Below are 12,886 nucleotides of genomic sequence, written 5' to 3'. Positions count from 1 at the left end.
TGGCACGTGCGCTAGCGGCGCCGCCTCGTGAACGTGTACGGGACTCGTGCAGAGCGTTGGGTCGTGACCTGCGTGCTCGGCACGGAGCCAGCCGGCTGAGGATCCCGAGGGATCGGGAAGTTGAGCGACACGGTCGTTCCGCCGCCGGGGGTCTCGCTGATATTGGCTGAGCCGCTGTGCGCTGCCGCGATGGAGGACACGATGGCAAGCCCGAGGCCCGACCCGCCTGACGCTCGCGACCGTGACGTGTCGGAGCGGAAGAAGCGCTCGAACGCTTTCGCCTGGTCTTCGGTGCGGATGCCGGGACCGTGGTCGCGAACCTCAATAACAGCCATGTCGACGGTCCCCGTCACGGAGTTCATCTGCTCCACTCCGACCGCAACCTCGACTGTCGTGCCCTGCGGCGTGTGCTGGCGAACGTTACTCAACAGGTTGCTGATGACCTGGGAGATCTTGTCCTTGTCGATCCGGGCAATAGCGGGGGAGGGTTCCTCCCCGTGCAAGCCCGTCACTTTCGCCGGGTACTCGGGGGCACGGGCGTGGAAGTCGAGGACAGCTCCCTCGGCGATGTCGACCAGGTCAGCTGACGTCATGTTGAGTGGACGGGACTCGTCGAGCCGAGCGAGCTGCAAAAGGTCCTCAACTAGGCCCCCCATGCGGCGTGCCTCGGACTCGATCCTCCCCATCGCCTGCTCGATCTTGTCGTTCGGAATCCCACCGATGCGGTAGAGCTCTGCATAGCCTCGGACCGAGGCGAGCGGGGTGCGTAGCTCGTGCGAAGCATCCGAGACGAAGCGCCTCATCTGCTCCTCGGAGCGCTGCCGGGCCTGCATGCTCGCTTCGATCTGGCCGAGCATGATGTTGATTGATCCGGCAAGATGGCCCACTTCGATGCCGAGACTCTCCGTCGGTACGCGCTGGCTGAGGTCTCCCTGCGAGATCTTGCGGGTCGTCTGCTCGATGATGCGCAGCGGTTTCAGCGAATGTTGCACCATGAAGTAGGAGACGATCGCACCAAGCGCGACGATGCAGGTGGCGATGATGAAGAGGATCAGCATCATCTGCGCCTTCGTCTGCTCCATAGTCGCCAGCGGATACGCGATTGCGACGGCCGGGAACTGCTCGGACACGGTGTTGAGATACATGATCCGCCACGTCGAGTGCTCGATGGTGCCCGGGATCGTGATCGAATTGCCAGGTTCCTCGTCGAAGACGGGTGACACATCGAGGGGCCTGCCGTACCGCTCCTGCATCGACGGCGACATGAACTGCCAGTCGGATGCAAGCTCGTTGCGCACGTAGATGTAGTAGGGGGATGGGACCACTTGAACATCGGTTCCCGACATAGCGCTGAACGTCTGCTGGGCGATCGTCGCCCCTGACGACCGCAGATCATCATCGACCTGGTTCATGAGAACCTGATTCATGACCGTCATCGTGCTGATGAAGACCGCCCCCAGCGCGAGGCTGAGGATCAGCACATAGAGGGCGACGAGTCGCCCTGTCAGACTCTGTTCGCGGCGCAAGGTCTATTTCTGTTCGCGGAGCACGTACCCGATCGCGCGCTTCGTGTGGATGAGGGGCGACACCTCGACACCGAGCGTGTCAGATGAGTCGATCTTGCGGCGCAGGTACGAGATATAGGACTCGACGATCGAGATCTCGCCGTTCCAGTTGTAATCCCACACGTGATCGATGATCTGCTCTTTTGACACGACTCGCTCGGCGTTGACCATGAGGTAGCGCAACAGTTTGAACTCGGTGGGGGATAGTTCGACGTTGACCCCGGCGCGGTAGACCTCGTACGAGTCTTCGTTGAGGACGAGGTCGGAGTAGACAATATTGCCCTCCTCCCGATCATCCGTCGTCCTGCGGAGGATGGCGCGGATCCGGGCAACGACCTCTTCAAGAGAGAACGGCTTCGTCACATAGTCGTCCCCGCCGACCGACAGGCCGCGGACCTTGTCCTGAATGTCGTCCTTTGCGGTGAGAAACAGGACGGGAAGACCGGGTTCGTGCTCACGCAGCTTCTTGAGAACTTCGAACCCATCCATATCGGGCAACATGATGTCGAGGACGACGAGATCGGGGTGGACGAAGGACACTTGGGAGATGGCCTCGTGGCCATCCGCCGCCATACGGACCTCAAACCCAGCGAACGACAGCGACGCGCTGAGAAGTTCACGGATCGAGGGTTCATCGTCGACGACGAGGATTTTTGCTTCGGAGCTCATGGTCCCCATTATCTTGAAATCGACTGGACAGTTGCTGTGAACGGCAAGTTTTCAGCTCCCAGCGGGAGAACTGGCCCGCGGGAACATCAGCTGGTCAGCCGCCCGCTGCTCGGCTGACCAGCCGTGTCGCTAGTAGATCGTTGTGTTCTCGCCAGACTCGATCTCGCCCTGAGGGGTCTTGCCAGCCTTAAGCGCGGCTAACCGCGCCTCGACCTCGACATCCTTCGAGCTGGCCTCAAGCTCAGCGAACTGATCCGCGAGCGAGGCACCCTGCAGCTCCTTGCGACCTGCAACGACAGCCTCCTCTCGCCGGATCTGCTCCTCGAAGCGGGAGATCTCCGACGTCGGGTCAAGAACGTTGATCGATGCCATCGACTCCTGGACCTTCGCCTGAGCTGCGACCGACTTCTGCCGGGCAACAAGAGAGTCCCTGCGCGACTTCAGCTCATCGAGCTTTTGATGCATCGTCTGCAGGCCGTCTTTCAGCTGATCAACGACCTGGTTCTGGGATTCGATCATCGGCTCGGCCGAGCGGGCCTCCGACTCGGCTGCAATCTGCTTCGAGATCGCGACCTTCGCGAGATCATCGAACTTCTTCGCATTCGCCCCATCACCGCCCGAACGGAACTGCTCCGCGCGATCCGAGGCGGCGATGGCCTTGCGGCCCCAATCCTCCGCTTCCCGGAGATCTTCGGCATGGTCAGCTTCCGCTAGCCGAAGATTGCCGATCGTCACGGCGATCGCGTCTTCAGCCTCGGCAATGGAGTTCGTGTAGTCGCGGACAAGCTGGTCCAGCATTTTCTGCGGGTCCTCAGCGCGGTCGAGGAGCGCGTTGATATTAGCCCGGGTGAGCTGGCCGATGCGGCCGAGAATGGACTGTTTTTCAGCCATGGTGAACCTTTCGTTGGAAACCGTTGCTTACAAAATTTGACTTGGTGGGAAGCGAAGTGCGGACTCAGAAATCGATGCCTCCGCCGAAGCCACCTCCACCACCGCGGCCGCCTCCACCACCGCCGAAGCCGCCGAAGGACCCGCTCGAGAATCCCCCGCCGCGACCGCCGCCGCCGAAGCCGCCGGAGAGGATTGAGCCGAGGATCATACCGGCCATCATGTTGCCGCCCCCTCCGCCGCGGCGCCCGCCGAAGTAATCCTGCTGCTGGTGTCGGCGGATGTCCGACTGTGCCTGATCCTCCGCCTGACGCGCGTAGCGCTCGGCCTGCTGGTAGTGAGCAAGTTGCTCCTCCACAGAACCTGCCCGTTCGCCAGCCGTCTTCGCAGACATGGCCGCCGAGAGCGAGGTTCGCGCCCCCGAGCCCACGGCACGGCGGTTTGAGTCGATGAGGACATCGGCGACGTGAATCTTCCGATCGGCCGCATGCATCGCCTTCTCAACCCCAGCCATGAGGCGGCGGTGATTCTCATCCGCTTTGCGCACCCCGACGAGAGCCGCGTCGATTGCGGTCTCGGCCTCTTCGAGCTGATCGAGAGCGAGAAGCGGGTCGGCGCCTGAGTCAACCGCATACGACAGCGCACGCTCTGCCGCCGCGCGGCGCGCGTGAATTGTGGGATCTGCGCCTCCGAGACGCTTCGCGTCCTCAACATCGGATGAGAGTGAGGCGATGGCCTCCTGAAGATTCGCGCGGGCGTTGAGTAGCGTCTGTTCTGCATTGCTCACATCACCGAGCAAAGTTGCGGCCTGTTGAACATTCGTCTCCGCGATCCGGGCGAAGACCGAGGCCTGGCTGCGCTGGCCACCCGCGACTTGCTCTTGGCCACGAACGACTGCTTCGCGAGCTGCGGTAAGGAACTCAGCAATCTTGTCGGGGTAGGTCTGTAGCGTGGCGAGGGCGGCCTGAGGGAACCGATGGCGCAGGTTATCGATTTGTGCCTGAGCCGTCGGCACCCGTGGGCTCAGCTCCTGGATCCGTGTCGACAGGCTGGCGAGGATCTCGTGCACGCGAGCATTCATGTCTCTCAGCTTCGCGAACTCCTCTTCCTGGGCTGCGATCGCCTGCCGTGCGCGTGAGGTGTGTTCGAGGATGGCCGTGTAGTAGGCATGCCTCTCCTGGTCCGTGTCCGGCACATCGTCGTCGAGCTTTTTTCGGTACTCGAATGCCTCGCGAACTTCGGCACGGGCGTGATCGAGTGCCTGGTCAAACTGGACAGTTGCCTGAAGACCGAACTCAGCTTTGGCGAAGTCGAGCTCGGCAGCGGATTCGCGGACACCGTCATCAGCCTCTATGAGAGCGTTTGCGGCTCTCTTCCCGAGAGCCTCCAGGCTTTCTGCGCGCTTCTTCCTCTCTGCGGACGCCTTGCGCCGCCTGCGGAACAGAGTGAAGACGATGAAGCCGCCGACCAGGAGAAGGGAGACACCGACGAATGCGAAAAAGCCAGAGGAGTCCGTGCCGCCCCCGAGCCCCTCACCATCCGAACGGAGCTCATCGGTGATCGTCGCGATTGCCGCGTCCCAGTCCCCATCCCGAAGCTCGGGGCGAGCGAGGATGATCGCTTCCTCGACGCTACCTGCGACCCCCTCATCGAGCGACCAGTACCCGGCTTCGGTCGTCTCCGTGGCGAACGCGATGAGGGCATCTCCCTCATCAATAACAGCGCTACTGGCCTGCTGAGCCCATTCGCTCGGTCCAAGGTCGCCGAAATCATCGACGAAGATGACATACAGCTCATCGCCAGCCTGATCCGCAAGCGAGTACAGGGCGTCCTCCGCAACCTGGGGTTGCTCGAGCACGCCATTGGGATCGCTGAGAAGGTCGGTCGGGCGGAACGGTTCCACGCTCACCGCGATGCCCCCATCGATATCGGTCATTCTTTGTGCTCTGCTTCCAGTCGTCTGCCCCGAGGGGAATGGTGGCATCAGTGTAACCGGTTTGTGTTCTGGAGCACCCTGTGACTGCAGAGTATAGGCCGGTGTTGCGGTGCGCCAGAACGTGAGGTCACTGCCGATGTCATTGACGAATACAGTCGCCTACTCGAGGCGGTAGACTAGGGGAGTATCTGCGCAAGAATATAAGGAGCTGTCGTGCCAACGGGCAAGGTTAAGTTCTTCAGCCAAGACAAGGGTTTCGGCTACATCACGGGCGATGATGGACGTGATGTGTACTTCCCTGAGTCCGTCCTGCCCGCTGGGGCTCGCCCACGCAAGGGCACTCCCGTCGAATATTCGGTCGCCGAGGGGCGGCGCGGCCTCCACGCGCTGTCGGTTGAGCTGAAGGAGCCACCGGTCTCCCTCGCGAAGGCGTCGAGGCGCAAGCCTGAAGACATGGTCCCGATCATCGAGGACCTCATTAGGTTGCTCGACCACGCTTCTACCCAGCTACGCAGGGGACGCTATCCCGAGGGCAGCCCCCGCATCGCCCAAGCCCTCCGAACATTGGCAAGCGAGTTCGACGCATGACCCGTCTAGTTCCCGTCCAGACAGTGACGAAAGAAAAGACTCTCGCGCAGGCTGTCGAGCCTGCGCGCGATGCGCTTTTCGACATCACCACGCCCGACATGATTGGCGAACACGTCGGTGTCGTCCTCGAAGGGGAGCGTGTCCTCACCCACGCATTCACCTGCCTGCTTCCAGGCTACGTCGGGTGGTACTGGGCGGTGACCCAGTCGCGGGCGCCGCGCTCCCGTAAGGTGACGGTTAACGAGCTGTCCCTCAAACCGGGCGCGGAGGCACTTGTCGCACCAGACTGGGTGCCGTGGGCTGACAGGCTCGAGCCCGAGGACATATCCGGCACCGAGCCGCTCCCGTACCGGGACGACGACCCGCGCCTTGTCGAGGGCTTCGAGGACACCTCGGACGACGCCGATCAGCTGCGGGAGTTCGAACTCGGCCTCGGCCGAGCCCGGGTTCTCTCCCAGGAGGGCCGCGCGGAGACATTCAACCGCTGGTACAACTCTGACCGAGGCCCCAATAGCCCGTCCGCGCGCGCCGCCAAGGCAACGTGCTCGACCTGCGCGTTCATGATGCTGATGGCAGGCTCCGCGCGCAGTCTGTTCGGCGTGTGTGCGAACGAATGGTCACCGGACGACGGCAAGGTCGTCTCACTCGATCACGGTTGCGGCGCACACTCGGAGACGGATGCACCGAAGCAGCGGAAGCTCTGGGATCAGTCGGATCCCGTGCTCGACGATGCTCAGATCGACGTCGCCGAGGGCACGTCGTAGTGGAGCGGCTTCGAGGAGCCGTCAAGGATTACGCGTGGGGTTCGACCACGGCGATTCCCAGCCTATTCGACGTGGCAGAGAGTGACACCCCGGTCGCGGAGCTGTGGCTCGGCACTCACGAAGCAGGTTCGGCTGTCCTTGGTGGCGGCCTAGCCTACAGCCCGGACGCGTCGCCGGGCGAGATCGATCTGCGCTCGTACGTTCGTGATAACCCGGAGGGGGCACTCGGCGCGGACGTGGCCCGCATGGGCAATACCCTGCCGTACTTGCTCAAGCTCATCGCTCCCGCCAAGCCGCTTTCCCTCCAGGTCCATCCCTCACGCGAGCAGGCCGCCCGCAGGTTTGAGGACGAAGAGCGGGCAGGCGTTCCCCTATCCGATCCCACCCGGTCCTATCGGGACCGCAACCACAAGCCCGAACTTCTTCTCGCGCTCGACCGGTTCGAGGCTGTCGCAGGATTCCGTGCCCCGCGCCGCGTCGCCGACGTCATCACGGGCCTGCCGTGCGAGATCGCGGACACGATGCTGTCCTATCTGCGTGAGGATCTCAGCTCTGTGGGCATGCGGCGGTGCTTCGAATATTTGCTGAGCGACGAGACGCGGCCGAGCCCGGAGAAGGTTGCCGATCTGGTCTACGGGTGCCGGGTGCGGCTCGACAGCGGAGATTCGCCGTCCGTGCGTGCCGACCGGATTGTCACTCTGCTCGCGGGCCACTACCCGGGCGATCCCGGTGTTGTTGCCTCACTGCTGCTCAACCCCGTGACGCTTCATCCAGGGGAGGCCCTGTTCGTTCCGGCCGGTACCGTTCATGCCTACCTGTCCGGCCTCGGGGTCGAAATCATGGCGAACTCGGACAACGTGCTCCGTGCCGGCCTCACGTCGAAGCACATCGACGTTCCTGAGCTACTCGCCACGGTGGATTATGTGGCTGCGCCGCCCATCCGCATTGCACCGGAGTACGTCTCGGACGTCACCCGCACTTACTATGCTCCGGTTGAGGATTTCGAGCTGTCTGTCATCGAGCTTCGAACGTGGAATGAGGTTCGAACGGTGCCCGGCGGCGGCCCCCGAATACTCCTTGCACTCGCTGGAGCGATCGAGGTGGCGACAAAGGAGCAGAGAATCACACTCAACCGTGGCGAGGGGGTCTTTGTGAGGGCGGACGAAGGAAAGCTCGAGGTCTGCGGAGTGGGAACCCTCATTCAGGCCGACGTCCCCTAACCTCCATCTCACCATATGGATGATTTTTCGTCCAGCATGTGGAATGACGTCGATTTGGCGCGCTAAACAACGAAATATCGGGCTGTGAACGATTTACTTGAGCGCACCAAGCCAACTAGCTTCCTCGATCGCACTTTCAAACTGACGGAACGTCGCTCCTCGGTCGGCCAGGAGATTCGCGGCGGACTCGTCACGTTCTTCGCGATGAGCTACATCCTCGTCCTCAACCCCATCATCTTGTCCACTCCGGACTCAACGGGTCACTTCCTCGGCGGCGGTACCGAGGGCGCGAACACCCCGGCGATCGCCGCAGGCACCGCGCTCGTCGCAGCTGTCATGTCGATTCTCATGGGATCAGTCGCCAACTTCCCGATGGCGATGGCGGCGGGCCTTGGCCTTAATGCCATGCTCGCGTACACCATCGTGTCGCTTCCCGGAATGACATGGGCGGACGCCATGGGCATCGTCGTCCTTGAAGGCATCCTCATCTTCGTTCTCGTCATGACCGGCCTGCGCGAGGCGATCTTCAAGGCTGTGCCGAGCTTCCTCAAGACCGCAATCTCGGTCGGCATCGGCCTGTTCATCGCTCTTGTTGGTCTTGTCAACGCCGGCATCGTCCGCCCCGGCGGTGGCACCCCGCTCGACCTCGGTATTAACGGCTCGATCGCCTCTTGGCCGCTCGTTGTCTTCCTCATTGGCCTGCTGTCGATCACGATCCTCATGGTCAAGAAGGTTCGCGGCGCGATCCTCATCGGTATCGTCATCGCCACTGCAGCTGCGATCGCACTCGAGGCGATCCTCAAGCTTGGGGGTCAGACCCCCGACGGCTCAAACCCGGGCGGCTGGGGCCTGACCGTTCCCGCTCTTGACGGCTCGCCCGTCTCGGTTCCGGAATTCTCGACACTCGGGACATTCTCGATTACCGGTCCGTTCGAGAAAATCTCGATCATCGCCGTCCTTGTCCTCGTCTTCTCGCTCATGCTCGCCGACTTCTTCGACACAATGGGAACGATGGTTGCCGTCGGCTCCGAGGCAGAGCTCCTCGACGCGAACGACAACCCGCCCCGTATGCGCCAGATCCTCGCCATCGACTCCCTCGGTGCAATCGCTGGTGGCGTTGGTGGCGTCTCATCGAACACCGCCTACATCGAGTCGACGACCGGCGTCGCCGATGGCGCGCGCACAGGCCTCGCGAGCATCGTCACCGGCACGCTCTTCCTTCTCAGCACCTTCCTCGCGCCGCTGGCCGGCATGATCCCCTACGAGGCGGCAACGCCTGCGCTCGTCATCGTCGGTTTCCTCATGATGCAGCAAGTCGCCAACATCGACTGGAAGGACCTCGTTGTCGGCATCCCGGCGTTCCTCACGATCGTCTTCATGCCGTTCTCGTACTCAATCACCGTCGGCATCGGCATGGGCTTCATTTCTTATGCGATCCTCGCAGGTGTCTCGCGACGCAAGGTGCACCCCCTTCTCTGGATCGTCAGCGCCCTGTTCGTCCTCTACTTCGTGCGCGGACCGATCGAGGCAGCCCTCGGTTTGTGATGGAGTAGACCAGCACCAGCTATGGTTTACCTGGCTAACCATTTGTTACAATGGAGCCCGTGGTAAACAATGCTGACGTCGCCGATTCGTTGAGATTCGCCGCGCTTCACCTTTCCCGCGCATTGCGTGGATCGGGGTCGCTCGGCGAATCTCGTTTCTGCGTCCTCACTGTGCTCGCACGAGGCCCCATGACGGTCAGTGAGCTCGCCGCCCATGAGCGCGTCTCACTCCCCACCATGTCGAAGCTCATCTCAGCGATGGTGGAGGCAGGTCTCGTACGCCGCGAGCGGGACGCAATCGACAATCGGAAGACTGCTGTCACGATGACTGACGCGGGGCGCGTAGCGCTCGAATCGGCGTCGCTTGAAGGAGCAGCATGGCTTATTGAACATTTCGGAACATTGGAAGGAGATGACATCGCCACCCTCGACCGAGCGGCGAGGATCATGACGGCGATGATCACTAGGTGAAGCGGACTTTTCTCTCACTCAAGTATTACAACTATCGACTCTGGTTCTTCACTGCCATTGTGGCGAACACAGGGACCTGGATGCAGCGCGTCGCGCAGGACTGGCTTGTCCTCACCGAGCTCACAGACAATGATGCGTTCGCCGTCGGTGTGACGACAGCCCTCCAATTCATGCCGCTGCTCCTCATCACACCGTATGCAGGGGTTCTGGCTGACCGCTACGACAAGCGGAAGATCATGTACGTCACGCAGTCACTGATGGGGCTGCTCGCCGTCGGTCTCGGCGCCCTCGTCCTCACCGGCTTCGCGACGGTCGAGATCGTTTACGGCTTCGCCCTCGCGCTCGGAACGGTCTCTGCATTCGATACCCCGCCCAGGCAGGTTTTTGTTTCGGAGCTCGTTGAGCCCAAGCATCTGACGAACGCGATCGGACTCAACTCCGCAAGTTTCAACAGCGCCCGCCTTATTGGCCCCGCGCTCGCTGGCCTACTCATTGCTGTCGTCGGAACGGGTTGGGTCTTCGTCATCAACGGCGTCTCATTCGGTGCCACCCTCATCGGTCTGGCAATCATGAAGTCCGACAGATTCTTCCCGATCAAGCACCAGCCCCGTGAGAAGGGACAGATCCGGCAGGCGGCCCGCTACATCCGCCACCGCTCCGATATCGTCGTCATCCTCGTCGTTGCCGGTGTCATCTCGAGCCTTGGTCTCAACTTCCAGCTGACAAGCGCGTCGATGGCGAGTGAGGTCTTCGGTAAGGATGCGGGGGAGTACGGTCTGCTTGGCTCGATCATGGCAATTGGATCTCTCACGGGCGCGCTCATGGCGGCCCGGCGCAAAGAGTCCCGCGTCCGCCTCGTTGTCGTCGCCGCCTTCGGATTCGGCATCGCAGCTGGTGTTAACGCAGTCATGCCGACGTACTGGAGCTATGCGATTTCCTGTATTTTCGTCGGCTACTTCACCCTCACCCTGCTAACGAGCGCGAACATGGCGATTCAGACGTCAGTTGACCCGATGATGAGGGGGCGGATCATGGCCCTGTACCAGGTGGTCCTCATGGGCTCAACACCGATCGGAGCTCCGATCGTCGGGTGGATCGCCGCGAACATCCACCCCCGCTGGGGAATTGGAATCGGCGCTGTCGCTGCCATTATCGTCTCAATCGGTGCCCTCATCTGGGTGCGCCGCAACTGGAATGTCACGTTCGAGTACCGGCGCCGCGTCAAGCCACACCTCGTCATTATCGGACCGGCCGAGCACGCCCAGCGGCGCCAGGAGCATGGTACCAAGCGGCGTAGCAGGGAGCGGACGCTGGACGCGACAACTCAGGAGCAGGCGGCTCTCAGCTCTGGGGTAGCTGCTGTCCCACCCAGGTCAGCGACTCCAGAAGAGCCGTAATATCGGCGGGCTCGACGGCCGGGAACGTCGCCACTCTCAGCTGGTTGCGGCCGAGGCCACGGTAGCCGTCAATGTCGACGATGCCGGAGGCGCGGCAGACAGCGCTCACCTCATCGGCCGGCAGGTCGATGTCGATCGTCGCGACAACCTGGGAGCGATGCTGTTTCTCAACGAAGGGATGCGCCCAGTCCGTGCGCTGCGCCCAGTCGTAGACAATCGCTGAAGAGGCCTGGGTCCGGGCATCCATCGCACGAAGGCCGCCCTCCTCAAGCATCCACTCAAGCTGAGCGAGCATAAGGTGAAGAGTGGCGAGCGCCGGCGTGTTGAGGGTCTGGTTCTTTCGTGAACTGTCGAGCGCGAGCTTCATGTTGAGGATGTCGGGGACCCAGCGCTCGGCCGTGAGTCGTTCTATACGCTCGATAGCTGCTGGCGAGAGGGCTGCGAACCACAGTCCACCATCCGATGCGAAGCACTTCTGGGGTGAGAAGTAATAGACATCAACCTCGGCCGCGTCGAAATCAACTCCGCCGGCGGCGGAGGTCGCGTCGACGATCGTCAACGCTTCCGGCCCACCGATCCTCTTCACTGGAAGCATCGCGCCCGTCGAGGTCTCGTTGTGAGGGTAGAGATAGGAGTCGACACCCTCGCTAGTACGTGGGAGAAGCGCGGTGCCAGGCTCTGCGGAGTCGATGACGGGATCGGACACCATCGGGTTTGTGCGAAGTGCGTTGGCTGCTTTGGTCGAGAACTGGCCAAATGTCGCCGCCCTGGGACGATCCTCGACGAGACAGAAAGGAATTGCATCCCAGAGCAGTGACGCGCCACCGTTGCCGAGCGCGACTTCGTATCCGTGCGGTAGGCGGAACAGGTCGTGCAGGCCCTCGCGAATTCTGCCGACGACGTCCTTGACTGGAGCCTTCCTGTGGGACGTGCCCATCCATGTCGCATCGAAGGACAGATGATTGGCGGGTACTTTTGAGGGCCCCGAGCCGAACCGACCATCGCGAGGAAGAAGCGCACTGGGTATCAACATGCTCCAACTCTCGCAGATTCACGCGCCTAGTACACGGGCGTCCAGATAGAGTGGAGACATCTGTGCAGGAGGAAAAGTGGCTGATCTGATCGACACCGGCGAAATGTACCTGAAGACGGTATACGAACTTGAGGAGGAGGGTATCCCACCCCTCCGTGCCCGCATCGCCGAACGTCTCGATCATTCTGGTCCGACCGTGTCGGAGACCGTCAACAGGCTCGCCCGTGACGGGCTACTCGTCATCGGACCGAATCGCCGGATCGAACTGACCGTAGCCGGCCGACGCAAGGCGACCGAGGTCATGCGCAAGCACCGCATCGCCGAGCGCCTGCTCATCGATGTCATTGGAATGGACTGGGAGTACGCCCACGAGGAGGCGTGCCGGTGGGAGCACGTTATGTCAGATCGGGTCGCGGAGAAGCTTGACGTCATCCTCGGCCACATCTCCCACGATCCGTACGGCAATCCAATCCCGTCCGCTGCGGAGGGTCCTGGCGATCTTGCCGCCGAGGAATCGGGCCTCATCGCGCTCGCCGATGTGGACAGCGACCGCTTCACCGCGACACTTCGGAGAATTGCTGAGCCGTTACAGGTCGATGTCGAGCTTCTGTCCCGGCTCAAGGCGGCCGGCGTTGTACCCGGAGTCGAGATCAGCGTTGAGAAAATGCCGCAAGGACTCGCCATTACGGGGTCGAAAGGAATGTTGGAGCAGCTTGGGGACGCAGTCGGCAAGCACCTCTTCATTGATAGGTAGGTCACACTGCCCGTGATTTTTAGGTCACAAGTTGTAATTGTTCGTGACATATTTGTT

At 62.0% G+C, this 12,886-nt stretch carries 12 protein-coding genes; 7 read left to right on the top strand and 5 right to left on the bottom strand.

Annotated elements, in window-relative coordinates:
- Positions 1-11 precede the first annotated feature (11 nt).
- The 4 genes from H7E91_RS06705 to H7E91_RS06690 form a co-directional block, all read right to left on the bottom strand.
- Positions 12-1,526 (bottom strand): sensor histidine kinase, encoded by a 1,515-nt coding sequence (locus H7E91_RS06705; protein WP_182354328.1) that lies wholly within the window; start codon positions 1,524-1,526, stop codon positions 12-14.
- Between the two features lie 3 nt (positions 1,527-1,529).
- Positions 1,530-2,234: a response regulator transcription factor gene (locus H7E91_RS06700; RefSeq protein ID WP_422111034.1), complete on the bottom strand. Its 705-nt coding sequence runs from the start codon at positions 2,232-2,234 to the stop codon at positions 1,530-1,532.
- 129 nt (positions 2,235-2,363) lie between these two features.
- Complete coding sequence (locus H7E91_RS06695) at positions 2,364-3,125, bottom strand: PspA/IM30 family protein (RefSeq protein ID WP_182354326.1); 762 nt, start codon at positions 3,123-3,125, stop codon at positions 2,364-2,366.
- A gap of 64 nt (positions 3,126-3,189) precedes the next feature.
- Positions 3,190-5,058, bottom strand: coding sequence for a TPM domain-containing protein (locus tag H7E91_RS06690; protein WP_182354325.1), 1,869 nt, complete (start codon positions 5,056-5,058; stop codon positions 3,190-3,192).
- A 213-nt stretch (positions 5,059-5,271) separates the two neighbouring features.
- Between H7E91_RS06690 and H7E91_RS06685 the strand changes: the two genes are divergently transcribed.
- The 6 genes from H7E91_RS06685 to H7E91_RS06660 all read left to right on the top strand — a co-directional run bounded on the left by H7E91_RS06685 (position 5,272) and on the right by H7E91_RS06660 (position 11,042).
- Positions 5,272-5,646: a cold shock domain-containing protein gene (locus H7E91_RS06685; RefSeq protein WP_182354324.1), complete on the top strand. Its 375-nt coding sequence runs from the start codon at positions 5,272-5,274 to the stop codon at positions 5,644-5,646.
- The gene (locus H7E91_RS06680; RefSeq protein WP_182354323.1) at positions 5,643-6,410 is read left to right on the top strand and encodes a DUF3027 domain-containing protein; all 768 of its coding nucleotides are present in this window, start codon (positions 5,643-5,645) and stop codon (positions 6,408-6,410) included. Before H7E91_RS06685 ends, H7E91_RS06680 begins: the two co-directional genes overlap by 4 nt.
- Positions 6,410-7,630, top strand: a complete 1,221-nt coding sequence (gene manA / locus H7E91_RS06675; RefSeq protein WP_182354322.1) for a mannose-6-phosphate isomerase, class I — start codon at positions 6,410-6,412, stop codon at positions 7,628-7,630. The genes H7E91_RS06680 and manA overlap by 1 nt, the downstream gene beginning before the upstream one ends.
- Positions 7,631-7,714: 84 nt before the next feature.
- Entirely contained in the window at positions 7,715-9,175 is a 1,461-nt protein-coding gene (locus tag H7E91_RS06670) for an NCS2 family permease (protein ID WP_182354321.1), read from the top strand.
- Positions 9,176-9,234: 59 nt separating this feature from the next.
- Entirely contained in the window at positions 9,235-9,645 is a 411-nt protein-coding gene (locus H7E91_RS06665; protein ID WP_182354320.1) for a MarR family transcriptional regulator, read from the top strand.
- Positions 9,642-11,042: an MFS transporter gene (locus tag H7E91_RS06660; protein WP_182354319.1), complete on the top strand. Its 1,401-nt coding sequence runs from the start codon at positions 9,642-9,644 to the stop codon at positions 11,040-11,042. Before H7E91_RS06665 ends, H7E91_RS06660 begins: the two co-directional genes overlap by 4 nt.
- On the opposite strand, the gene serC is transcribed toward H7E91_RS06660, so the two are convergent.
- Positions 10,987-12,075, bottom strand: a complete 1,089-nt coding sequence (serC, locus tag H7E91_RS06655; protein WP_182354318.1) for a phosphoserine transaminase — start codon at positions 12,073-12,075, stop codon at positions 10,987-10,989. The genes H7E91_RS06660 and serC overlap by 56 nt on opposite strands.
- 76 nt (positions 12,076-12,151) lie before the next feature.
- Here serC and H7E91_RS06650 point away from each other — a divergent pair, with 76 nt between their 5' ends.
- Positions 12,152-12,829 carry a metal-dependent transcriptional regulator gene (locus H7E91_RS06650; protein WP_182354317.1) on the top strand — a complete coding sequence of 226 codons (678 nt, stop codon included), beginning with the start codon at positions 12,152-12,154 and terminating at the stop codon, positions 12,827-12,829.
- The last annotated feature ends 57 nt before the right edge of the window (positions 12,830-12,886 follow it).

Origin of the sequence: Flaviflexus huanghaiensis (genome assembly GCF_014118685.1) — a bacterium.
Classification (GTDB): Bacteria; Actinomycetota; Actinomycetes; order Actinomycetales; family Actinomycetaceae; genus Flaviflexus; species Flaviflexus huanghaiensis.
The sequence above is the reverse complement of the archived record's forward strand: the minus strand, read 5'-3'. Positions and strand labels throughout refer to the sequence as shown.